Origin of the sequence: Streptomyces sp. NPDC102451 (genome assembly GCF_044765485.1) — a bacterium.
Classification (GTDB): Bacteria; Actinomycetota; Actinomycetes; order Streptomycetales; family Streptomycetaceae; genus Streptomyces.
The window spans coordinates 22,815-43,132 of record NZ_JBIWKD010000026.1 but is presented as its reverse complement, the minus strand read 5'-3'; the positions used below and the strand labels follow the sequence as shown (position 1 = coordinate 43,132).

Below are 20,318 nucleotides of genomic sequence, written 5' to 3'. Positions count from 1 at the left end.
TCACCGTCATGCACCTCGCAGCACCCACCAGCGCGGGCTCCGTCTTCGGATTCATGGGCTCAGGCGGCCTCGCTCTCTGCCTCACCGCGCTACTGATCTTCGGCGTGATCGGCAGAGGAAAGGTCAAGCTCAACACCTTCCGGGCCGGTCTCGTCGCGCTCCTCGCCGGGTCCGCGTACATCGCCGCCGGGAAGATCTGGGCGAGCCCGCAGCAGGTCGTAGAGCAGGGCTGGACAGGCCTCGGAGTCGGCGGCTCCGGAGGCCCGTTCGGAGAGATCGGGATCGGCGCAGCGTGCGCCCTGCTGCTCATCCTGATGCTGGTCGCCCCGCTTAACCCCGTACGGTCCGCGGCCCTCTGCCTGATCGCCGCGTTCACCTGGCCCTCGGCCGGAGACGGCTCCATCTGGGCCGTACCCGGTCAGTTCGTCGCCGCCCTGTTCATGATGGTCGGGGCCTGACATGGAGCACTGGATCGTGTTCTGGACGGCCCTGTGGGTGGGCTCGTCGAAGGTCACCCGCTGGACTGTTGACTGGCTGTGCAACGCCAAGCCGAAGCCCGCGCCGAAGCCTGCAGAAGAGCCGGCCGACGGCACGGGGGAGAGCAGCGAGGGGCCGAAGGCCGACCCGGGGGAGAAGCCCAAGACGCCGACGCAGAAGGTGCCCTCGGCCGAGGGCTCCGCCCTGCTCCGCTGGTTCGTGGTCGCCGCCCTCGCCGTGATCACCAAGGCCACGCCCTACACCACCACGATCGCCCTCGTCCTGGTCGCCGCCTGGGTGCTCACCGCGCTCGTTCTCGGCTACGCGGCGGCCCTCCCCGAGAAGGCGCCGGCGGACGGCGAGGAGAAGCCGGACGAGGAGCCTGCGACCGACCAGAGGCACCCCTCCGAGATCCTGACCCGCGAGCACGTCGCGCTGCTCCTGGCCGAGGTCTACACCGAGGGCTCCGGCGTCCACCTCGCCACCCTCGCCGAGCACCTCACCCGCACCCCCCTCGTCGGCCTCCCCGCCACCCCTTGGAAGACCGGCGATGTGCGCGCCCTCCTCACCCGCCACGGGGTGCGCGTACGGCCCGGCGTACGGGTGCCCCCCACGGGCGGGCGCGAGGGGGTCCACCAAGAGGACTTCCCACCCCTCCCCCAGCCTCCTTCTGAGCCGCCTGTTGTTGGCGTTGTTGTCCCAGGTCAGAGCAACAACAACAACGCGGGCAACGCCCCCCGCTTCACCGTCACCGACGACCCCCACAACCCCGCACAGGCGCACGTCCACCACCACGAAAGGGCCTGACATGCCGATCCACGCCATCCCCGAGAGGGCCGCCCTGCCGCACATCGGCACCGCCGGCTGCACCGTCCCCGTCCGCGTCCTCGAAGACGACGGGACCACCGCCCGCGTGCTCATCGAGGGCTGCGGCATCCACCTCCGGCAGGGCCAGATCCACCACGTCCCATCCGACGCAGTCGAGCCCATCCGCCGCTGACTCCCGAGGCCGGCCGCCATCCGCCAAGAGTTCGGCCGGCCCCGGGCCACCCATCCCCGATCACAGAGACAGGACCCGCATCATGGCACTCCGCAAGACCATGCCCAGCCGCGACCCGAAGCGTGCCGAAGCCGAGCCCCAGCACTCCCGCGAGTACTCCGCCAGCCGCGGCGGCCACGTCCAGACCCCGGCCAAGCCCGTCCCCGGCACCCCGAAGTAGAGGCACTGTCAGTGCCGCGCCGTACCGTCTGACACGTCCAGGTACTCGCTTGCTACTTGGACCCGCGCCCCGCTGGACAAGATCGCCATTCAGCGTCACACTTCTGCCAGCAGCACACGTGTGCCCACCCGAGCCCCTGACCACCGGCCAGGGGCTTTCGCATGCCCGGACGGAGGCCCATGGACACCGACCTGCTCACCACCGCCCAGGCCGCCGCCCACGCCGACAGAGCACGCCAAGCACTGAGTGCCACCGCTGCGCACATCCGCCCATGCACCATCCGCCAATGGAGCAGCCGCGGACACCTCACCGCCGCCGGCCTCGCCGACGACAACAGGACCAGGCTCTACCGCCTCGCCGACGTCGCCCGCGCCGAGCTCGCTACCCGCGGCCGCGCCCTGCGCCTGGTCGGCATCCCAGAGACCGTCACCAGTCCTGCACATCCGTGACACGATCCCCCCACATCACGTCATCCCAGGGGGGACCATGCGCACCACCACCACCGCCGCGCTCACCGCGGCCGTACTCCTCGCCACGCTCACCGCGTGCGGCACCAGCGACCAGGAGGACGCCATGGACGCAGCGCCTACCCAGAGCGCGCTCAGCAAGGCCGACCTCGACAAGGCCCGCGAGGCCGCCGGCCTGCCCGCCGAACCCGACGAGGCGACCGTCGCCGCGTTCATCGACGCCCTGAACGCGATCGACCCCCGCATCGTGAAGCCTGGCAAGGACGACCAAGCCGTGAGCCGCGGGCTCAACCAGTGCAGCTCGATCAAGACCACCAAGGACAGGGCAACGCTGATCGAGCAGACGCTCAGCAGGTTCACCATCGACACGCGCCTGCCTGACATCAGCAACACGGACACGGGCGGCAAGGTCCTGGACGCAGTCCACAAGCACCTCTGCCCCGACTTCTGACCACGCCTCACCCAGGCCCGACCACGCACGCGCATGGTCGGGCCTCGGCATGCCAGGAGGTAGCCATGCCCACACGGGCCCCCAAGCGATGCACCACTGGCGGCTGCGACGGCACCCCCACCCCCGGGTCGGGCAAGTGCCCCCGGTGCGCCCGCCCCCGCCCCCGCCCCTCGGCTGCAGCCCAGGGCTACGGACGCGAGCATGAGCGCCGCTTCCGCGCCGGCGTGCTGGCCCGTGACCCGGTGTGCGTGCTGTGCCAGGCCGCTCCCTCCGCGCACGCCGACCACTGGCCGCTGTCCAAGCGGGAGCTCGTCGACCGCGGCCTGGACGACCACGACCCCCGTCGCGGCCGCGGCCTCTGTGCCTCGTGCCACTCGAGCGAGACGACCAAGCACCAGGCCGGCGGATGGAACCGCAAGGGCCCGCAGTACTGAGCGTGACGGGGTAGGGGGCCTCCGATCGCTGCCCCGGGGCCCCGCGGAACGCGGGGGGGAGCCCCCTCTCGCGCTGACGGGTTACGGGATCCGCCGTACCGGGCCGCCCTAGGTGACACACCGTGACGAGAGGAGAGGGCCGTGGGCAAGCGAGGGCCGGCACCCAAGCCGACGCAGCTGCGCGTCCTGCACGGCGACCGCAAGGACCGGATCAACACCGACGAACCGCGGCCCGCCGCGCTGGAGATCGAGCCGCCGGACTGGCTGAGCGAGGACGCGGCCGAGGTCTGGGACCACCTGGCGGACGACCTGATCGGCAAGGGCGTACTCACCGCGTGGGACATCGAGGCGTACGCCAACTGGTGTGACGCCGTCGTCCGCCGCCGGGACGCCGCCGAGCACGTCGCCCAGGAGGGCGCCGTGGTGGAGCTCCCGGTGTTCAACAAGAACGGCGACCTGACCGGCCACCGCCAGGGGAAGAATCCCTGGCTCCTCGCTCTCGATGCGGCCGACGCCCAGGTCCAGCGGTACGGCGCCCGGTTCGGGCTGACACCGTCCGACCGCAGCCAGCTCAACATCGCACCGCCGAAGGACCGGGCAGGAGCGGAGCGGCTGCTGTCCTGAGCCCGGGGGGTGGTCATGGCTGCGCGGACCACGGCCAGGCCCTCGAGGTCGAAGGCTGCAACCCGCCCGCCCGGGCGCCGGCGGGCGCTGCGGATCGACCACACCAAGCGGTGGCGGCCGCGCTCACGTAAGGGCGGCCGCTGCGGCTACACCCTGGACGGCAAGACGTGCGAGCGGACCGGTGCGCACTACTGCGAGCCGCGGGCCGACCGCGTCGTACGGTTCTTCGCCGAGCTCCTCGTCCACCCCGCCGGCGCGCTCGCCAACCACCGGTTCGAGCTGGCCCCGTGGCAGGAACACGAGATCATCCGCCCGCTGTTCGGCGAGGTGGTCTGGTCCGATCAGTGGGGGCGCTACGTCCGCCGCTACACCCGGGCCACGATCGTTATGGCCCGCAAGAACGGCAAGAGCGCGCTGCTGTCCGGGATCGCGCTGTACATGCTGGTCGGTGACGGCGAGGAGTCCGCCGAGATCTACGGCGCGGCCGCCAACACCCGCCAGGCCGGGAAGGTGTTCGAGCCCTGCACCAAGATGGTGCGGAAGTCGCCGATCCTCGCGGCGCGGCTGGACCACATCAAGAACCAGCGGCGCCTGGTCGACGAGCAGACCGGCTCGCACTACGAGGTCATCCCGGCCGACGCCGACAACGAGCTCGGCCACAGCCCGCACTGCTTCATCCTGGACGAGGTCCTCTCGCAGCCGGACGACTCGCTGTGGAAGGCGATGCGTACGGCGGCCGGCGCGCGGACACAGCCGCTGATGATCGCGATCACCACCGAGACGTCCGACCAGGTGTCGTTCGGTGCGGAGTTCATCGACGAGGCCGACCGGGTCATGGAGGACCCGGCCCGGGCGCCGCACCACTTCGCGTTCGTGCGGAAGATGCCGCGCACGGTCGACGAGCTCGAGCGGCTCTGGCGGCTGTTCCCGGCACGCCCCGAGCTCCCGGTCTCGATCGATCCGTGGGACGAGCGGAACTGGGCCTGGCCCAACCCGGGCCTGGGTAACTTCCTGTCCATCCAGTCGCTGCGCGAGGAGGCCGAGGAGGCACAGAACAACGCCTCTGCGGAGAACGGGTTCCGCCAGTTCCGTCTCAACCAGCGCGTCAGTCAGATCACCCGCTGGATTCCCATGGACCTGTGGGACATGAACGCCCGGGAGATCGCACCGCACCCCGGCTGGATCGCCGGGCGCCTCGATGGCCAACGCTGCTGGGCAGGGCTGGACCTCTCGAGCAAGCTGGACCTGACCGCCTGGACGATGCTCTTCCCGGACGGGTCGATCATCTGGCGGTTCTGGGCGCCGGAGTCCATCTCCCCGCACCTGGACGAGCACACCGGCGGCCAGTTCACCGAGTGGGCGCGGGACGGATGGATCACGCTCACCGATGGCGACACGATCGACTACGACACGATCTACGACGACATCGAGACCGACCACCAGCTGCACCGCATCGTCGACATCACCTACGACAAGTGGTGCGGTGAGCCGGTCCGGCAGGAGATCGAGAAGCGCACCCGGCTCAAGACCGTGGAGTCCGACACCACGTACAGCCGGATGACGCCGCCCATGGCCGAGTTCATGCGCGGACTCAAGGCCCGGGAGTACGCCCACTACGGGAACCCGGTCGCCCGGTGGATGGCGGACAACCTCGAGTGCAAGAGCCCTCGAGACGACCCCGACCGCATCCGCCCGGTGAAGCCGGACCGCGGCAAGACCGGCAAACGAATCGACGGCATGCCCTCCCTGCTGTTCGCCATCGATGGCGGCATGCGCGGCATGCCCGCCCCGTCCATCTACGAGTCGCGGGGCATGGCCCTGTGACCCCCAAGGAGGCCCGCGTGGACCGCTGGGACGTCCTGGTCCTGCTCGGCGTCATCGCCATCGGCACGGGCCTGTTCCTCCTCGCTCCCTGGCTCGGCGTCACAGTGACCGGCGTCGTGCTCCTGGCCGTCGGCGTCGCCGGGGCGCACAGCGCGAACCGCAGCCCGGACGATCAACTGCAGAAGGGAGCCTGACGTGGGTTTCATGCGCAGCGCCCTGTCCGGAATCGCGACCCCGGAGAAGTGGGTGGAGGACTGGATGCGCGGCGGGTCGGTGAACTCCGCCGGCATCCGCGTGGACCAGGACACCGCGCTCACCTACAGCCCGTTCTTCGCGGGGGTGCGGGTCCTGTCCGAGGACCTCGGCGCTCTGCCCACGTTCCTGTACGAGCGGCTGCAGCCGCGCGGCAAGCAGCGCGCGAGCAACCACCCGCTGTACCCGCTGCTGCACGACCAGCCCAACAGCATGATGTCCGCGGCCTGGCTCAAGGAGACGCTGACCGCGCACGCGATCACGTGGGGCGACGGCCTCGGATACGTCGTCAGCAACAAGCGCACCGGCGTCGTCGAGGAGATCTGGCCCCTGCGCCCGGACCGCGTCACCATCGGCGTGAAGCGTACCGGGCCCGGGCAGTTCGAGCGGCGCTACCGCTACGACGACGACGTGAACGGCATCCACACCGTCCTGCTCCCGCACGAAGTCCTGCACATCCCCGGCCTCGGCTACGACGGAGTGCGCGGCTACTCCGTGGTGGAGCTCGCCGCCAACGCGATCGGGCTGGGCCTGGCGACCGAACACCACGGCGCCAAGGTGTTCTCCAACGGAGCCGCTCCCGGCGGCGCTCTGTCCCACCCGGGCAACCTGTCGCCCGAGGCCCGCCACCGTATGGCGGACGACTGGGAGAACATCCACAAGGGCATCGACCGCGCGCACCGCGTGGCGATCCTCGAGGAAGGCGTGACCTGGCAGCAGGTGGGGGTGCCCAACGACGCTGCCCAGTTCCTCGAGACCCGCAAGCTGCAGGTCACCGAGATGGCTCGGTGGCTGCGCCTGCCCCCGCACAAGATCATGGACCTGGACCGGGCGACGTTCTCCAACATCGAGCAGCAGCAGCTGGACTACGTGAGCAGCGCGCTCAACATCTGGCTGGTGCGGTGGGAGCAGGCGATCCTCACGCAGCTGCTGCTGCCCGAGGAGCGTGAGCGGTACTACGCAGAGTTCCTCGTCGACAGCCTGCTGCGCGGCGACACCCTCACCCGGTACCAGGCGTACGCGGTGGGCCGGCAGTGGGGATGGCTGTCCGCCAACGACATCAGGGAGAGGGAGAACCTCAACCCGGTGGACGGCGGGGACGCCTACCTGGTGCCGCTCAATATGGTGCCCGCCGGGCGTTCCGCGCCCGCCCTCGAGTCGGCGGCCAGCCGCCGGGCCCGCGTCCTGCACGGCCGCAACCACGCGGTCCGGGCGACGCTCGCCGAGCAGTACGGGCCGAAGATCGAGGAGTCTGTGACCGAGGTCCTGGACCTCGAGACCGCTCGGGTCAAGGACCTGCTCGCCGAGCACCTCGAGCCCGGCCGCGGCCGCCGCTCGCTGGCCGGGTTCCTCACCGGGCTCGGCGCCCTGTACGCCGATGACGGCCCGGTCATGGAACGGCTCTCCGAGTTGTGGGTGCCCCTGTTCACGCTGTTCGCCGCGGACGTCGCGACGGACGCGGCCGAGGAGGTCGGGCACGAGGACGACGTCGACCTGTCGGTGTGGGCCCGCGCCTACGCCCTGGCCCACGCCGCCTACCAGGTCGCCTCGTCCTTCGGGCAGCTGCGCAACGCAGCCGAACAGGCGGACACTCCCGAGTCGATCGTCGCCGACGTTCTCGAGCGCCTCGCCAAGTGGCAGGACGAGAAGGCCGAGAAGGTCACCCGGTGGGAGACGACGCAGCTCCCGAACGCTGCCGCCCGGGAGGCGTGGCGCGACGCCGGTGTGAAGCAGGTCCAGTGGGTTGCCCGCGGGTCCAAGCACTGCCCGTACTGCACGAAGTTGGACGGCACCGTGCGCGACATCGAGAGGCCGTTCGTCGGCAAGGGCGACGAGATCGACGGCGACGAAGAGGGGGAGAAGCTCGTGGCCAAACGCGACACATTCCACCCACCGGTCCACGCCGGCTGTCAGTGCGAGGTGGTCCCCGTTGTCCAGTGACCAGGAGGACGTCGAACACGGCACCTGCTCGGCCTGCAGTAGCGACGTCGCGCGCAGCCCCTCTAGCGAGGAGCGGCACGAAGACCAACCTTGCGGTCTCTGCGGCGCCACGTCCCAGCTCCGCCAGCAGGACGCGCCGCCGCGCGACCGGCAGATCAAGGAACCCAGGAGGAACCGAGGATGACGCGGCACTATCTGCGCGGCTACGTGCTGCGCGCCGACGACCAGGACCACGACGACACCACGGGCGACGGCAAGCCGCTGCGGATCATCGCAGCCACCGCCGGCCGCAAGGGCGACGGCCTGAACCTGCAGATGGACGGCGCCGACCTCGGCCGGTTCCAGTCCAACCCGGTGGTCGGCTACGGGCACAACTACTGGGGCCGTGACGGCCTGCCCATCGGCCGGTCCGACAAGACGTGGATCGACGGCGACCGCCTGCTGATGGACGTCGCCTTCGATCAGGACGACGACTTCGCCCGCACCGTGGAGCGCAAATACCGCGGCGGCTACCTCAACGCGTTCTCCATCGGGTTCGACGTCTGGAACATCGACGACGCCGGCGTACCCGAGGGCTGGGAACTGTTCGAGGTCTCGGCCGTGCCGCTGCCCATGGACCCCAACGCCGTTGTGGAGTCCGGGCGAGAGCTCGCCGTGATGCGGGCCCTCGAGAGCCGGATGACCCCGGAGGCATTCGCCCAGGGTGTCCTGAACCAGCTTGGTGAGGACCGGCCCGGCCGCGCCGGAGCCGTCCTGTCCAAGAAGAACAAGACCCTCGTGCAGAACGCGGCCACCGCCCTGCAGGAGCTCCTCGACGCCGCCGGCGGAACCGAGGACGAGGAAGAGGACGACGAGCGCCAGGCGCCCGCCGTCGACCACGCCCGGCTGCTCCGGCTCGCCGGTATCTGACCCCCGCGCCGCGCAGCCGCGCGGGGCACCTCACCACACCGAAACGGAGACACCCGTGCCGAACATCCGGGAGCTGCGCACCAAGCGCACCAAGCTGGGCGCCGACGCCCGCGCCATCATGCAGACGGCCGAGGACGAGGGCCGCTCGATGACGCCGGAGGAGGAGACCCGGTTCGACAAGCTGATGGACGAGCGCGACGGCGTCGACACGACGATCGGCCGCGCCGAGCGCCTCGAGGACAAGGAGCGCCAGGACCCGGTCGAGGACGACCAGCCTGGCGCCCGCGGCGGCGAGGCCGCGATGGGCGCCCTGCGTGCCTACCTCCTGGGCGGGCGCTCCGTGCTGACGGAGACGCAGGCTCGAGCCCTGAACGCCGGACACGACCCGGAGGGCGGTTTCCTCGTCGCGCCGCAGCAGTTCGTCAAGGACCTGCTCAAGGGCGTGGACGACATGGTCGCGCTGCGCGGCCTGGCGACCGTGCACCAGCTCACCCAGGCCGAGTCCCTCGGTGTGCCCACCCTGGACAACGACCTCTCCGACGCCGAGTGGACGAGCGAGCTGTCCACCGGCAGCCAGGACGACGGGCTGCGGTTCGGCAAGCGGGAGCTGCGCCCGCACCCGCTGGCCAAGCGCGTCAAGATCAGCCGCAAGCTTCTGCGTGCCGCGGTGATGAACCCGGAGACGCTCGTCCGTGAGCGCATGGAGTACAAGTTCGGCGTCACCGCCGAGAAGTCCTACATGGTCGGAGACGGCAACCAGAAGCCGCTGGGGCTGTTCACCGCGCACGCCGACGGCATCCCCACGACCCGGGACCTGGACATCTCCACGTCCGGGAGCGGGTTCGTGAACACGGCCGGCGGCAACTCGGCGGACGACCTGATCACCGCGAAGTACACGCTCAAGAGCGCGTACCACGCCAAGGCACGGTGGCTGTTCCACCGGATGATGATCGCCTCCGTGCGCAAGCTCAAGGACGGCGACGGCAACTACATCTGGAAGGCCGGCCTCGCCAGCGACCAGGGCGACCGCATCCTGGACCTGCCGTTCATCACCTCGGAGTTCGCCCCCGCCACGTTCGGGGACGGCGACTACGTCGGCATGCTCGGGGACTTCTCCTACTACTGGATCGCCGAGGCCCTCTCGTTCGAGGTACAGCGCCTGAACGAGCTGTACGCCGAGACGAACCAGGTCGGGTTCATCGGCCGCCAGGAGGCCGACGGCATGCCCGTCCTGTCCGAGGCGTTCGTGCGCCTGCAGTCCAACGACGTCGTCGCCTGACCCGCGCCCCGCGCAGGCCCACGCAGAAGAGGAGCAGTACGCATGCGCACTGACATCAAGAACAGCCTGGACGTCGTCGCGACGCTGACACCGGCCGCCCGGACCGACACGGCGAGCGGCACCGCCGTTGACCTGGCGAACTACGACGCCGCCGCGGTGGTCATCACCACCGGGGCCGTGGCCAACGCCGCGTTCTCCATCGAGATCCAGGAGTCCGACGCCTCCGGGTCCGGCTTCACTGCGGTCGCCAACGCCGACCTGGACGGCACCGAGCCCGCCACCCTGACCGCGTCCACGGTCACCGTGATCGGCTACCACGGCATCAAGCGGTACATCCGCGCCGTGGCCACCGACGCTGGCACGGGCGACGCCAGCTTTGGCGTGGCCGTGATCCGCGGCAAGGGCCGCGTCAAGCCCTGACCCTGCAGCACCCGTCTACGCCGCCCGGGCGCCCACCACGGTGGGCGCCCGCGGCGTATCCCCACGAACAGGAGGACCGCTCATGCGCGTTCAGATGCTGCGACTCATGGCCAGCCCGACCCACGGCACCGTCCCGGCCGGGGCAGAGATCGACCTCCCCGCGGACGAGGCCCGCCGGCGGATCGACGCCGGGGACTGCAAGCCCCTCGAGACCACCGCGCCTCGCCGCACCACCGCCCCGACGCCGCCGGCCGATCCGGACGTGCCGGTGGAGGCGATGACCGTGGAGCAGCTCAGGGCGTACGCCGCCGAGCAGTCCATCGACCTCGGCGACGCGAAGAAGAAGGACGAGATCCGCGTCCTGGTCGTCGCCGAGGTCGAGCGCCGCCGCGATGCGGACGAGAACGGCGACGGCGACTGATGGCGTACGCGACCGCGGACGAACTGCGCCGGATGCTCCGGGAGGAGTCGTTCACCGAGGACGACACGGCTACAGCCGAACTCCTCATCGAGCTCGCCCAGGGCGTCATCGAGGACGAGACCGGCCAGGCCCTCGAGCAGTCCGAGGACACCGTCACCCTGGACGGCCCGGCCGAGAACGACGAGCGGTCCCAGAACGGCACCGGCTCGAGGAAACTCATCCTGCCCCGGTGGCCCGTCACCGACGTCGCCTCAGTCAGCCTCACCGACGATGACGGCGAGGACCTCGTCTTCGGCAAGGACCGGGACTACACCTGGTCCGCTGCCGGGATCCTCCACCGGCGCGGCGGCGACTGGCCCGGCCACCAGCGGGCCATCGAGGTCACCTACACCGCCGGATACTCCACCATCCCCGCGGGCCTCAAACGGCTCTGTCTGCGCCTCGCAGCCGGTGCCTGGTCCAACCCGGAGCGGCTCACCTCCGAGGCGCTGGGAGACCACTCCAAGGCCTGGGCGGCTGACGCCCTGGGGATGGAGCTCACCGACTCCGACCGGCGGACGGTGGGCGCCTACCGGGCCCGCACATGAGCGTCGGGCGCTGGCTCAACCGGCGCCTGCAGGTCTGGCGCGAGACCACCGTCCCGGACGGCGCCGGCGGCCAGGTCTCCACCTGGGTCCTGCAGGGCGAGGTGCGGGCCAAGGTGGACCAGCCCTCCGCCTCGGACCGGCTGCTCGCCCAGCAGTCCGGCAGCAAGCACAGCCACTCCGTCTACCTGCTGCCCACCGCCGACGTACAGCGCCGCGACGAGCTGCGCGCGCCGGGCCAGACGTACCGGGTCCTGGCCGCGGTGCAGCCCTCCGGGCCCCGCTACGTCAAGGCCGACTGCGAACTGACCCAGAAACAGGGAGGCCCCTGATGGACCCCACCACCGCACCGCTACCGACCGACCCCCAGGACTGCCGGCAGAACGCCGAGGCCGCTCACAGCGACGCGCGGGCCCTGATCTGGGCGGTCCTCGCCGTGGCCGGGGAGCTCCACGAAATCCGCAAGCTGCTCCGGAAGAGGTGAGCCCATGGCCCGGCGCGGGATGACGGTAGAGATCCAGGGCCTGGCCCGGCTGCGGGACCAGCTCGAGGACGTCGACGAGGAGATCCTGGCCGCCATCAAGAAGGCGGTGAAGGAGTCCGCCGAGGCGGTCAAGGCGGACACCAAGCGCGACGTCGCCAAGGACAGCGGGAACCTGCAGGAGAAGGTCGACGACCGCTACAAGGACGACGGCTTCACAGCGACGGTGGGCTGGCACGACGCCGAGGAGTACTACGCCCGGTTCCTCGAGGCCGGCACCCGGCGGCGACCGGCACGGCCGGCGCTCGGCCCTGCGCTCGAGGCCGAGCGCCACCGCTACCGCGCCCGACTCACCGAAGAGGTACGGCGGGCGCTGCGATGACCACCGCCCCGGAGACCATGCTCCCGATTCAGACCGCGATCTACGCGGTGCTGAGCGGGGACGACGTCCTCACGGACGCGATCGCCGCGGTGTACGACTACCTGCCCGAGGAGGTCCCCTACCCGTTCGTCGTGATCGGCGAGGCGATCGAGACACCGGACAACAGCCACGACCGGTACGGGCGCGAGACCGTCGTGACACTGCACGTCTGGACGCAGGCCCGCGGCCACACCCAGGGCCTGACGATCGCCAAGCGCGTCACGCAGCTGCTGGACCACCAGCCGCTCAGCATCGAGGGCCTGGACCATGTGGTCACCCGTCACGAGTTCTCCCAGACCCTCACCGACCCCGAGCCCCCCGGCACCATTCGCCACGTGGTGCTGCGCTACCGGGTCGTCACCGAACAACCACCCGCCACGTAGGAAGGCATCACCGATGGCAGCTCTCGCAGCCACCACCGTCACCACGGTGGGTGGCCTGGCCGACCTTGCCGGGGCGGCCGTCGCCGCCACCGCGCTCGGCGACACCGCCCCCACCGGGCCGGGCCTGTTCCTGGTCGTCGTCAACGGCGGTGCGTCCGCGCGCACCGCGACGATCGCCACCCCGGGCACCGTGAACGGGCACGCGATCGCCGACGCGGCGCTGGTCGTCGCCGCCGGGAAGACCGGCATCATCCCGCTGACCCACCTCTTCCGGGGCGCCTCGGACCGGGCAGCGATCACCTACGACGCCGTCACGTCGGTGACCGTCGCCGTCCTCAAGCTGGGAGCCTGACATGGCAGGGAAAGACGCCTTCGGTACGCAGTTCCTCCGGGACACGAACGGGGCTGGGTCGTTCACCGCGATCGCGAACGTGTCCGACATCAGCGGCCCGTCGCGGTCGCGGGAGGCCATCGAGGTCACCGCGCACGACTCGCCGAACAAGTACCGCGAGTTCATCAAGGGCCTCAAGGACGGCGGCGAGGTTGAGATCACCCTTAACTACGACCCCGGCAGCAGCACGCATGCGGCGCTGGACGCCGACTTCGAAGAGGACGACCTGCGGGACTACCAGGTCATCCTCCTGCCGGGCGAGCCGGACGAGCACACCTGGGAATTCTCCGCGCTGATCACCGACCTCGGCGACGAGTTCCCCACCGACGACAAGGCCGAGCGCACCGCGACGTTCAAGATCAGCGGCAAGCCCACCCTCACCCCGACCGGCTGACAGGAGAGCACCACCCATGGCAACGCTCAAGGACCTCATCCGTGGCGCCACGGACATCAAGACGCAGGACGACGTGGAGATTCCGGAGTGGGCGCCCGGCGTCCTGTTTCGGGTCACCGGCCTGCCGTCCGGGGACTGGGAGGACTACCACAACAAGCTCTCCAAGATGACCCGCCGGGATGAGTCTTCCGGCATCGAGATGACGATCAAGTCCCGCAAGGCCGAGATCGTCGCCAAGGCGCTGCGCGACCAGGAGACGGACGAGCTCGTCTTCCCCGACCTGCGGGAAGGCATCGCGATCCTGTCCCGGCGCAGCGCGGGAATCGTCGGCGGCCTCTTCCTCCTGGTGCGTCATCTCTCCGACGAGGAGCGCGACTTCACGCAGAAGGTCAAGGTGGCCGAGGCGGATTTCGGCGACGGCCAGAGCTGACGATCCAGTACGACCTGGCCGTGGCGTTCCGGATTCCCCCGTCCGAGGTTCTGGACCGGTTCGCCGAGGAGGAGATCATCCGCCTCCTGGCCTACCAGAACCTCTACGGGCCGATCACGCCCAAGCGTCTGGATCTCCTCTTCGCGCGGCTCGGCATGGACGTGGCCGCCCCGCACATGAAGAAGGGCCGGCTGCCCAAGCTCAAGGACCACCTCATCGAGTGGTCGCGGCCGCGCCGTACGGGGCGTGAGCTCCTCGACGCGATCAAGGGAATCCAAGCCGGGTTCGAGAACCGCGACAAGCGCAGAGGGGGTCCCCGGTGACCGTGCTCGATGAGCTCCTGGTCCGTATCGGCATGGATGCCTCCGGTGTCGATGAGGGTACGGACCAGGTCGCCAGCAAGATGGACAAGATGGCCGGCCCCGCCGCCCTGGCCGGGGCGGCCGCCGGTGGCGCCCTGGCCCTCGGCCTGACCGCCGCCATGGACATCAGCTCTGCACAGAGCAGCCTGCGCGACCAGCTCGGCCTGACCGAGGCCGAGGCCGCCCGGGCCGGTGGCATTGCCGGTGACGTCTACTCCGCAGGGTTCGGCGAGTCCATGGACGACGTCGCGAACGCGGTGGGCGGGGTTGTCTCCTCGATGGGGGAGCTCGGAGATTTCACCGACGCCGAGCTGCAGGGGATGTCCAAGTCCGCTCTGGCCCTGGCGAAACGCTTCGAGATCGACGTGGCGGACGCTGCTCAGGCCGCCGGAAACATGATCAACAACGGGTTGGCCAAGGACGGCACCGAGGCCTTCGACATCCTCGCGGCCGCCGCGCAGACCCTGCCCAAGCAAATGCTGGCCGACATCCCCGCGACCGTGAACGAGTACGGGAAACACTGGGCGCGGATCGGCCTGGACGGCAAGACCGCGATGGGCATGATGTCGCAGTACGTCAAGGCCGGCGGCCGCGACATCGACCAGGCAGGCGACGTCCTGCACGAGTTCGCCCGCATCACCTCGGAGGAAACCGCGCGGGCCGCCGACGGACTCAAGGCGCTGGGCCTGCCGGCCAAGCAGATGCTGGCCGACATCAACGCCGGTGGCGAGCCCGCCAAGGCGGCGCTGCAGAAAACCATCGAGGCACTCCGCGGGGTGAAGGACCCCGCGAAGCAGGCCGAGCTCGGCATCGCCCTGTTCGGCGACATGGCCGGCGAGGGCGCCGACGCCCTGTGGGCCATGGACCCCGCGACCGCGGCCGCGTCCACCGGCATGGCCGATGCGGCCGGGTCGGCGAAGAAGATGACGGACGCGATGGAGGACGACCCCGCGCAGCAGATGGACGCTGCGATGCGGACCCTGACCACCGGTCTCGGCGAGGCCCTGCTGCCCGTCCTGCAGCTCGTCTCGGGATTCATGGCCGAGAACAAGGGCCTGATGCAGGTCCTCGTCCCGATCGTGCTCATCCTCGCCGTGGCCTTCGGGATCTTCGCGATCGCCGTCTGGGCCGTCAACGCGGCCATGCTCGCCAACCCGGTGACGTGGATCGTCCTGGGGATCATCGCCCTGATCGCCGTGATCATTCTGATCATCGTGTACTGGGACGAGCTGGGTGCGGCCGCGGGCCGTGCCTGGGACTGGATCCAGGAGAAGGTCGGCCAGGGGGCCGACTGGGTGTCGGGCAAGATCTCGGGCGCGATGGCCTGGGTGAGGGGCATCTGGGACACCGCCTGGGCGTGGATCTCCGGCAAAACAGCGTCCGCCGTCTCCGTCGTCCTCGGTGCTGTGGGCTGGCTCTCCGCGATCCCGGGCAAGGTCAGCGGCTGGTTCGGCCAGGTCGTGTCCTGGATCAGCGGCCTCCCAGGGAAGATCTCCCGTGCTGCGTCGGGCATGTGGGACGGCATCAGCCGGAGCTTCAAGGGCATGGTCAACCAGCTGATCAGCGGCTGGAACAACTTGTCGTTCACCATTGGCGGCGGCTCGATCATGGGCGTGTCCATCCCGAGCCTGACCCTGTCCACGCCGAACATTCCGATGCTCGCCGACGGCGGCCTGGTCACCGGCCCGACCCTCGCCATGATCGGTGAGGGCCGGGAGGACGAGGCGGTCCTGCCGCTCTCCCGCCTTGAGCAGCTCATCGGCGTTCAGCAGGACGTGCGGGCGCCATCTGTCCGCAAGACGTCCGGGGCGGCCGCCGAGGTCCGCATCACGCTGGACAGCACCGGGGGCAGCAGCGCAATGCGGACCCTCCTGCAAGAGATCGTCCGCATCGACGGGCGCGGTGACGTACAGACCGCCTTCGGGCAGTGAGGAGGCAGCCGTGGCCCTGTCCATAGACCGGCGCACGGAAATCCAGATCGGCGGTACGTGGACGGACGTCAGCGGTGACGTCCGGGAGAAGGACCCGGTCGTCATCGAGCGCGGCTCGAAGAACGAGTCGAGCAAGCCCGCCCCGTCTAAGATGACGCTCACGCTGAACAACCGGCACGGGCGGTACTCGCCGCGCAACCCCATGAGCCCGTACTACAGGCTGATCGGCCGCAACACCCCGGTGCGTTTCAGCGTCCAGGGCCCGGAGTCCTACCTGCAGCTGGAGGGCACCACCTCGTCCTACGCCCGCACCCCGGACACCGCGGCCCTGGACATCACCGGGGACATCGACATTCGTGTCGAGGCGACCGTCGACTGGTACACCGTCCCCGTTCAGACCCTCATCGGGAAGTGGAACAGCGGGACGGCTCAGCGCTCCTACATGCTGCGCCTGGAAAACGGTCTGCTCACCCTGAACTGGTCGACCAACGGAACCGCGTTCTTCTTCGCGTCGCAGGTCCTGCCGAGCCTGCCCCGGCGCGCCGCGGTGAGGGCGACGCTGGACGTGAACAACGGCTCCGGCGGGTGCACCATCGTCCTGTACTGGGCAAAGACGCTGGCGGGGCCGTGGACGCAGGTCGGCGACACGATGGTCGTCGCCGGGGTCACGAGCATCTACTCCGGGACCGCACCGCTTGAGGTCGCCCCGGTCTCGGCTACCGGCTGGGCGCCGATGCGCGGTCGTATCCACCGTGCCGAGGTCCGCTCCGGGATCGGCGGCACCGTCGTGGCGAGCCCGGACGTGCGGGCGCGGGCCGAGGGCACCACGTCCTGGGCGGATTCCGCCGGCCGCACATGGACGCTCGGCACGGACGCCACCATCAGCGACCGGGCGTACCGGTTCACCGGCGAGATCAGCACGTGGCCGACACGGTGGGACGTCTCCGGATCCGACGTGTGGGTCCCGATCGCGGCGGCCGGAGTCACCCGCCGCCTCGGCCAGGGACAGAAAGCCCTGCAGTCCACGCTGCGGCGCCGTATCCCGTCCGACCCTGACCTGATCGCGTACTGGCCGATGGAGGATGGCGACGCGGCCACCGCAGCGTACTCGCCGATGGCCGAGATCAGGCCCCTGCAGATGCCGGGCTGGGACTTCGCCGCAGACGATTCCCTCGGCGGTGCCTCCGCCCTGCCCAAGGCCAAGAATCCGGCCCTTCTACGCGGGACCGTACCGCGGTCCAGTGCCCAGGGCTGGCAGGTGGAATGCGCCTACTACCTGCCGACGATGCCCGCGACGCAGACCGAGATCCTGCGGGTCCAGGTGGCCGGGTCAGTGATGTCCACGGCCATCGTCTACGCCAGCACCGCAGGTATCCGCATCGAGGCACGCGACTCCGACGATGTGGTGATCGCCGCCTTCCTCTACACGGACGCCGTCGCGCTCGGCGACTTCTGGGGCAAGTGGAACAGGCTGGCCCTGTACACCTCGGCAGCCGGGGGGACCGCCTACCTGTACGTCAGCTGGCGGGACATCGCAGAGAACGGCCGGTGGATCTCGCGCACCACCTTCACCGGGGCCCAGGGCGCCGTCGTGGGCGTGTCCGGGACCTACGGGGCGGCCACCGCCGACCTGGTCCTCGGCCACCTCGCCGTTTTCGACGTCCCCGCCACCGGCACCCTGATCACGTCACCCCCCGGCAGCAGTATTTTTGCTGGCGCCGACGACGGATTCGCCGGCGAGACAGCCCTCAACCGCATGTACCGGCTCACCACCGAGGAATCCGACCAGGTCGCTCTGACGACGCGGGACGGTGACATCAGCGTTCTGTCCGAGGCGATGGGCCCGCAGCGCCCCGACACTCTGCTGCACCTCCTGGAGGAGGCCGCGGCCACCGACGGGGGGATGCTGTACGAGACGCGCGACGCCCTGGCCCTGATGTACCGGGACCGCTCCACCCTCTACAACCAGCCCGTCACCCTGGCCCTCGACTACACCGCGCCCGGGGAGGTGCCGCCGCCGCTGGAACCGGACGAGGACGACCAGTTGCTGCGCAACGACATCACCGTCACCCGGCGCGGGGGCTCTTCCTGGCGTGCGGTCATCGAGGACGGGCCGCTGTCCGTGGCCCCGCCGCCGGACGGGGTCGGCGTCTACGACGAAGCGGTGACCCTGTCGCTGTACACAGACGCACAGCCGCAGCAGATCGCCGAGTGGCGCGCGCACCTGGGCACGTGGGACGAGGCCCGCTACCCGACGATCACCGTGTGGCTGCACGCGGCCCCGCACCTCGTCGACCAGGTCCTCGGCCTGGACATCGGCGACCGGATCACCATCGCCCACCTCCCGCCGTGGCTACCGCCCGGGCTGATCGACCAGCACATGCGCGGCTACACGGAGCGGATCGGCGCCGTGGAGTGGTCCCTGGCGATGAACTGCGCCCCTGCAGGCCCGTGGACGGTGGGGGTGTATGACGATCCGGTGCAGGGCCGGCATGACACCGGGGGCTCTTCCCTGTCCTCGTCGGTGACCGCCACAGCCACCACCCTGACCGTAGCCGTGGCTGACGGCACCCGGTGGACCACGGCCGCCGCCAACTTCCCCTTCGGCGTGCGGGTCGGCGGGGAGGTCATGACCGTCACCGCGATCAGCGGAACCTCGTCTCCGCAGGCGTTCACGGTGGTCCGGTCCGTCAACGGCATCGTCAAGAGCCATCCGGCAGGCGCGGATGTACGTCTTGCCCAGCCCACTATCTACGCCCTGTAGGAGGCGCACATGCCCGATCTCGCCCTGGCCGGGGAGCGACTCATCGCGAGTGTGGAGAACGCTCGTGCACCGTTCACCGTGGACTACACCTGTATCACCGCCAACACACCGGCATCTCCGGTGTCGGCCGAAACCGTCTGGGTGACCACCCCGGCCATTCTTTTCCGGGCGGGCCGCGCGTACCGGATGACGGTCAAGGGCTTGATCACCGTCAGCGCCACAGGCAGCGAGGGCCGGATCCGCGTTCGCCGGGCCAACGTTTCCGGGACCACGCTGTTCGACAGCTTCCGGATCAGCACCCCGAACGCGGCCAACTACTGCTTCGAGCTGAGCAACATCTTCTTGAACAGTGGCGCTTCGGACATCTCCGCCGCCTTGGTCGGGACCGTCGCCCGGGACTCCGGAGCCGCGAACTACCACGTCTCGGCCACCCCCGCGGCAAACCCGGCGTACATCCTCACCGAGGACATCGGGCCCATGGCTGACTTCCCCGGGGCCACCGCCCTGTAGTCCACTACCCCTTCGCCCCGCGCCATCCAGGCCCGGGGCTTTCGCATGTCTGGAGACCTGATGGCCACACCACTGACCCCCGACCAATGGCTAACGGTTCTGCGCGCGGAGGGCGTCACCGTCGAGGAGTACCCCGGCTGGCGGACCCGCGGCCGCGACGCCGCGACCGGGATGACCTTCGGCCCGGTCCGGATGTTCCTCAACCACCACACGGCCGGCCGGAACGCCCGCGACGTCGTCGCGAAGAACGGCGTGAGCGGGTTGCCGGGTCCGCTCGCTCACGTCTACCTCGCCCGGTCCGGCGTGGCCACGATGTGCAGCGCAGGCCGCGCGAACCACGCCGGGACAATGGCGGTCAACGCCTACGCGTCGTTCCGCGACGAGAAGAGCAGCCACCCCTCGCCGTCGAAGGCCTCGGGCACGGTCGACGGAAACGACGTCTCGTACGGCATCGAGACGGAGAACCTCGGCGACAACAAGGACGTCTACCCGCGGGCCCAGTACGACGCATGGGTACGGATCGACGCGGCTGTCTGCAGGTTCCACGGCTGGTCCGCCGAGTCGGTCGGCTGCCACAAGGAGACGTCGATCGAAGGCAAGATCGACCCGCGCGGCCCGGTAGAGGGCTACGGCGCCCGCAGCCGGTTCGCCTTCACGCCCGCCCAGTTCCGGGCTGACGTCGCCGAACGCCTCACCCACCCCGCGTCCTGGTCCCCCGGGACCACCGCCCCGTCCACCCCGTCGAAGGAGACCCCTGTGGCCGCCACGGACAAGCAGATCGACGACCTGCACGGCAACCTGCTGCGCATCGGTGACATCGGCACTGAGACCAAGGCCGGCGACACCGCCACCCGCACCATGCACGGCGCCGGGTACTACCTCGCCCACATCCTCGACCAGGTGCGCCAGCTGCGTGCCGAGGTCGCCGCACTCAAGAAGGGGGCCTGA

The 20,318-nt window shown here is 70.1% G+C and carries 28 protein-coding genes; all 28 read left to right on the top strand.

Features of this window, described 5'->3' with window-relative positions:
* Positions 1-8 precede the first annotated feature (8 nt).
* The 28 genes from ACIRD8_RS35095 (at position 9) to ACIRD8_RS34960 (ending at position 20,318) form a co-directional block, all read left to right on the top strand.
* A complete protein-coding gene (locus ACIRD8_RS35095) occupies positions 9-458 on the top strand; it encodes a hypothetical protein (protein ID WP_404000984.1) in 450 nt (149 codons plus the stop codon).
* A 1-nt stretch (position 459) separates the two neighbouring features.
* Positions 460-1,284, top strand: a complete 825-nt coding sequence (locus ACIRD8_RS35090; RefSeq protein WP_404000981.1) for a hypothetical protein — start codon at positions 460-462, stop codon at positions 1,282-1,284.
* 1 nt (position 1,285) lies between these two features.
* The gene (locus ACIRD8_RS35085; protein ID WP_404000978.1) at positions 1,286-1,477 is read left to right on the top strand and encodes a hypothetical protein; all 192 of its coding nucleotides are present in this window, start codon (positions 1,286-1,288) and stop codon (positions 1,475-1,477) included.
* Between the two features lie 82 nt (positions 1,478-1,559).
* Positions 1,560-1,697 carry a hypothetical protein gene (locus ACIRD8_RS35080; protein WP_404000975.1) on the top strand — a complete coding sequence of 46 codons (138 nt, stop codon included), beginning with the start codon at positions 1,560-1,562 and terminating at the stop codon, positions 1,695-1,697.
* 179 nt (positions 1,698-1,876) lie between these two features.
* Positions 1,877-2,146: a MerR family transcriptional regulator gene (locus tag ACIRD8_RS35075; RefSeq protein WP_404000973.1), complete on the top strand. Its 270-nt coding sequence runs from the start codon at positions 1,877-1,879 to the stop codon at positions 2,144-2,146.
* Positions 2,147-2,183: 37 nt separating this feature from the next.
* Entirely contained in the window at positions 2,184-2,615 is a 432-nt protein-coding gene (locus ACIRD8_RS35070; protein ID WP_404000970.1) for a hypothetical protein, read from the top strand.
* A 65-nt stretch (positions 2,616-2,680) separates the two neighbouring features.
* Positions 2,681-3,049, top strand: a complete 369-nt coding sequence (locus ACIRD8_RS35065; RefSeq protein WP_404000967.1) for a holin — start codon at positions 2,681-2,683, stop codon at positions 3,047-3,049.
* A gap of 141 nt (positions 3,050-3,190) precedes the next feature.
* On the top strand, positions 3,191-3,673 hold the full coding sequence (locus tag ACIRD8_RS35060) for a phage terminase small subunit P27 family (protein ID WP_404000964.1): 483 nt from the start codon (positions 3,191-3,193) through the stop codon (positions 3,671-3,673).
* Between the two features lie 15 nt (positions 3,674-3,688).
* Positions 3,689-5,497: a terminase large subunit gene (locus tag ACIRD8_RS35055; protein WP_404000961.1), complete on the top strand. Its 1,809-nt coding sequence runs from the start codon at positions 3,689-3,691 to the stop codon at positions 5,495-5,497.
* A 17-nt stretch (positions 5,498-5,514) separates the two neighbouring features.
* Positions 5,515-5,691 carry a hypothetical protein gene (locus ACIRD8_RS35050; RefSeq protein ID WP_404000958.1) on the top strand — a complete coding sequence of 59 codons (177 nt, stop codon included), beginning with the start codon at positions 5,515-5,517 and terminating at the stop codon, positions 5,689-5,691.
* Positions 5,692-5,701: 10 nt separating this feature from the next.
* A complete protein-coding gene (locus tag ACIRD8_RS35045) occupies positions 5,702-7,690 on the top strand; it encodes a phage portal protein (RefSeq protein WP_404001083.1) in 1,989 nt (662 codons plus the stop codon).
* A 180-nt stretch (positions 7,691-7,870) separates the two neighbouring features.
* A complete protein-coding gene (locus tag ACIRD8_RS35040) occupies positions 7,871-8,599 on the top strand; it encodes a hypothetical protein (RefSeq protein ID WP_404000956.1) in 729 nt (242 codons plus the stop codon).
* Positions 8,600-8,654: 55 nt separating this feature from the next.
* Positions 8,655-9,878 carry a phage major capsid protein gene (locus ACIRD8_RS35035; protein WP_404000953.1) on the top strand — a complete coding sequence of 408 codons (1,224 nt, stop codon included), beginning with the start codon at positions 8,655-8,657 and terminating at the stop codon, positions 9,876-9,878.
* A gap of 42 nt (positions 9,879-9,920) precedes the next feature.
* Positions 9,921-10,298, top strand: a complete 378-nt coding sequence (locus ACIRD8_RS35030; RefSeq protein WP_404000950.1) for a hypothetical protein — start codon at positions 9,921-9,923, stop codon at positions 10,296-10,298.
* A 106-nt stretch (positions 10,299-10,404) separates the two neighbouring features.
* Positions 10,405-10,719, top strand: coding sequence for a hypothetical protein (locus ACIRD8_RS35025; RefSeq protein ID WP_404000947.1), 315 nt, complete (start codon positions 10,405-10,407; stop codon positions 10,717-10,719).
* Positions 10,719-11,306 carry a hypothetical protein gene (locus tag ACIRD8_RS35020; RefSeq protein WP_404000944.1) on the top strand — a complete coding sequence of 196 codons (588 nt, stop codon included), beginning with the start codon at positions 10,719-10,721 and terminating at the stop codon, positions 11,304-11,306. The genes ACIRD8_RS35025 and ACIRD8_RS35020 overlap by 1 nt, the downstream gene beginning before the upstream one ends.
* Positions 11,303-11,635, top strand: a complete 333-nt coding sequence (locus ACIRD8_RS35015; RefSeq protein ID WP_404000941.1) for a phage head closure protein — start codon at positions 11,303-11,305, stop codon at positions 11,633-11,635. Before ACIRD8_RS35020 ends, ACIRD8_RS35015 begins: the two co-directional genes overlap by 4 nt.
* Positions 11,635-11,787, top strand: coding sequence for a hypothetical protein (locus tag ACIRD8_RS35010; RefSeq protein ID WP_404000938.1), 153 nt, complete (start codon positions 11,635-11,637; stop codon positions 11,785-11,787). The genes ACIRD8_RS35015 and ACIRD8_RS35010 overlap by 1 nt, the downstream gene beginning before the upstream one ends.
* 4 nt (positions 11,788-11,791) lie before the next feature.
* Positions 11,792-12,166 carry an HK97-gp10 family putative phage morphogenesis protein gene (locus tag ACIRD8_RS35005; RefSeq protein WP_404000935.1) on the top strand — a complete coding sequence of 125 codons (375 nt, stop codon included), beginning with the start codon at positions 11,792-11,794 and terminating at the stop codon, positions 12,164-12,166.
* Positions 12,163-12,588 carry a DUF3168 domain-containing protein gene (locus tag ACIRD8_RS35000; protein WP_404000933.1) on the top strand — a complete coding sequence of 142 codons (426 nt, stop codon included), beginning with the start codon at positions 12,163-12,165 and terminating at the stop codon, positions 12,586-12,588. Before ACIRD8_RS35005 ends, ACIRD8_RS35000 begins: the two co-directional genes overlap by 4 nt.
* A 13-nt stretch (positions 12,589-12,601) precedes the next feature.
* Positions 12,602-12,940, top strand: a complete 339-nt coding sequence (locus ACIRD8_RS34995) for a hypothetical protein (protein WP_404000930.1) — start codon at positions 12,602-12,604, stop codon at positions 12,938-12,940.
* A 1-nt stretch (position 12,941) separates the two neighbouring features.
* On the top strand, positions 12,942-13,373 hold the full coding sequence (locus ACIRD8_RS34990; protein ID WP_404000927.1) for a phage tail tube protein: 432 nt from the start codon (positions 12,942-12,944) through the stop codon (positions 13,371-13,373).
* Between the two features lie 16 nt (positions 13,374-13,389).
* A complete protein-coding gene (locus tag ACIRD8_RS34985) occupies positions 13,390-13,803 on the top strand; it encodes a hypothetical protein (protein ID WP_404000924.1) in 414 nt (137 codons plus the stop codon).
* 20 nt (positions 13,804-13,823) lie between these two features.
* Positions 13,824-14,126: a hypothetical protein gene (locus ACIRD8_RS34980; protein ID WP_404000921.1), complete on the top strand. Its 303-nt coding sequence runs from the start codon at positions 13,824-13,826 to the stop codon at positions 14,124-14,126.
* Positions 14,123-16,096: a phage tail tape measure protein gene (locus tag ACIRD8_RS34975; protein WP_404000918.1), complete on the top strand. Its 1,974-nt coding sequence runs from the start codon at positions 14,123-14,125 to the stop codon at positions 16,094-16,096. The genes ACIRD8_RS34980 and ACIRD8_RS34975 overlap by 4 nt, the downstream gene beginning before the upstream one ends.
* Positions 16,097-16,106: 10 nt before the next feature.
* Complete coding sequence (locus ACIRD8_RS34970; RefSeq protein WP_404000915.1) at positions 16,107-18,860, top strand: hypothetical protein; 2,754 nt, start codon at positions 16,107-16,109, stop codon at positions 18,858-18,860.
* Positions 18,861-18,869: 9 nt separating this feature from the next.
* Complete coding sequence (locus tag ACIRD8_RS34965) at positions 18,870-19,370, top strand: hypothetical protein (protein ID WP_404000912.1); 501 nt, start codon at positions 18,870-18,872, stop codon at positions 19,368-19,370.
* Positions 19,371-19,430: 60 nt separating this feature from the next.
* Positions 19,431-20,318 carry an N-acetylmuramoyl-L-alanine amidase gene (locus ACIRD8_RS34960; RefSeq protein ID WP_404000909.1) on the top strand — a complete coding sequence of 296 codons (888 nt, stop codon included), beginning with the start codon at positions 19,431-19,433 and terminating at the stop codon, positions 20,316-20,318.

Coding starts and splice junctions, on each gene's coding strand:
- ACIRD8_RS34960 (WP_404000909.1), top strand. CDS start 19,431: ATGGCCACACCACTGACCCCCGACCAATGGCTAACGGTTCTGCGCGCG.
- ACIRD8_RS35070 (WP_404000970.1), top strand. CDS start 2,184: ATGCGCACCACCACCACCGCCGCGCTCACCGCGGCCGTACTCCTCGCC.
- ACIRD8_RS35055 (WP_404000961.1), top strand. CDS start 3,689: ATGGCTGCGCGGACCACGGCCAGGCCCTCGAGGTCGAAGGCTGCAACC.
- ACIRD8_RS35075 (WP_404000973.1), top strand. CDS start 1,877: ATGGACACCGACCTGCTCACCACCGCCCAGGCCGCCGCCCACGCCGAC.
- ACIRD8_RS35025 (WP_404000947.1), top strand. CDS start 10,405: ATGGCCAGCCCGACCCACGGCACCGTCCCGGCCGGGGCAGAGATCGAC.
- ACIRD8_RS35085 (WP_404000978.1), top strand. CDS start 1,286: ATGCCGATCCACGCCATCCCCGAGAGGGCCGCCCTGCCGCACATCGGC.
- ACIRD8_RS35020 (WP_404000944.1), top strand. CDS start 10,719: ATGGCGTACGCGACCGCGGACGAACTGCGCCGGATGCTCCGGGAGGAG.
- ACIRD8_RS35090 (WP_404000981.1), top strand. CDS start 460: ATGGAGCACTGGATCGTGTTCTGGACGGCCCTGTGGGTGGGCTCGTCG.
- ACIRD8_RS35000 (WP_404000933.1), top strand. CDS start 12,163: ATGACCACCGCCCCGGAGACCATGCTCCCGATTCAGACCGCGATCTAC.
- ACIRD8_RS35045 (WP_404001083.1), top strand. CDS start 5,702: ATGCGCAGCGCCCTGTCCGGAATCGCGACCCCGGAGAAGTGGGTGGAG.
- ACIRD8_RS34990 (WP_404000927.1), top strand. CDS start 12,942: ATGGCAGGGAAAGACGCCTTCGGTACGCAGTTCCTCCGGGACACGAAC.
- ACIRD8_RS34965 (WP_404000912.1), top strand. CDS start 18,870: ATGCCCGATCTCGCCCTGGCCGGGGAGCGACTCATCGCGAGTGTGGAG.
- ACIRD8_RS35080 (WP_404000975.1), top strand. CDS start 1,560: ATGGCACTCCGCAAGACCATGCCCAGCCGCGACCCGAAGCGTGCCGAA.
- ACIRD8_RS34995 (WP_404000930.1), top strand. CDS start 12,602: ATGGCAGCTCTCGCAGCCACCACCGTCACCACGGTGGGTGGCCTGGCC.
- ACIRD8_RS35030 (WP_404000950.1), top strand. CDS start 9,921: ATGCGCACTGACATCAAGAACAGCCTGGACGTCGTCGCGACGCTGACA.
- ACIRD8_RS35010 (WP_404000938.1), top strand. CDS start 11,635: ATGGACCCCACCACCGCACCGCTACCGACCGACCCCCAGGACTGCCGG.
- ACIRD8_RS35095 (WP_404000984.1), top strand. CDS start 9: ATGCACCTCGCAGCACCCACCAGCGCGGGCTCCGTCTTCGGATTCATG.
- ACIRD8_RS35005 (WP_404000935.1), top strand. CDS start 11,792: ATGGCCCGGCGCGGGATGACGGTAGAGATCCAGGGCCTGGCCCGGCTG.
- ACIRD8_RS34985 (WP_404000924.1), top strand. CDS start 13,390: ATGGCAACGCTCAAGGACCTCATCCGTGGCGCCACGGACATCAAGACG.
- ACIRD8_RS35065 (WP_404000967.1), top strand. CDS start 2,681: ATGCCCACACGGGCCCCCAAGCGATGCACCACTGGCGGCTGCGACGGC.
- ACIRD8_RS35015 (WP_404000941.1), top strand. CDS start 11,303: ATGAGCGTCGGGCGCTGGCTCAACCGGCGCCTGCAGGTCTGGCGCGAG.
- ACIRD8_RS35040 (WP_404000956.1), top strand. CDS start 7,871: ATGACGCGGCACTATCTGCGCGGCTACGTGCTGCGCGCCGACGACCAG.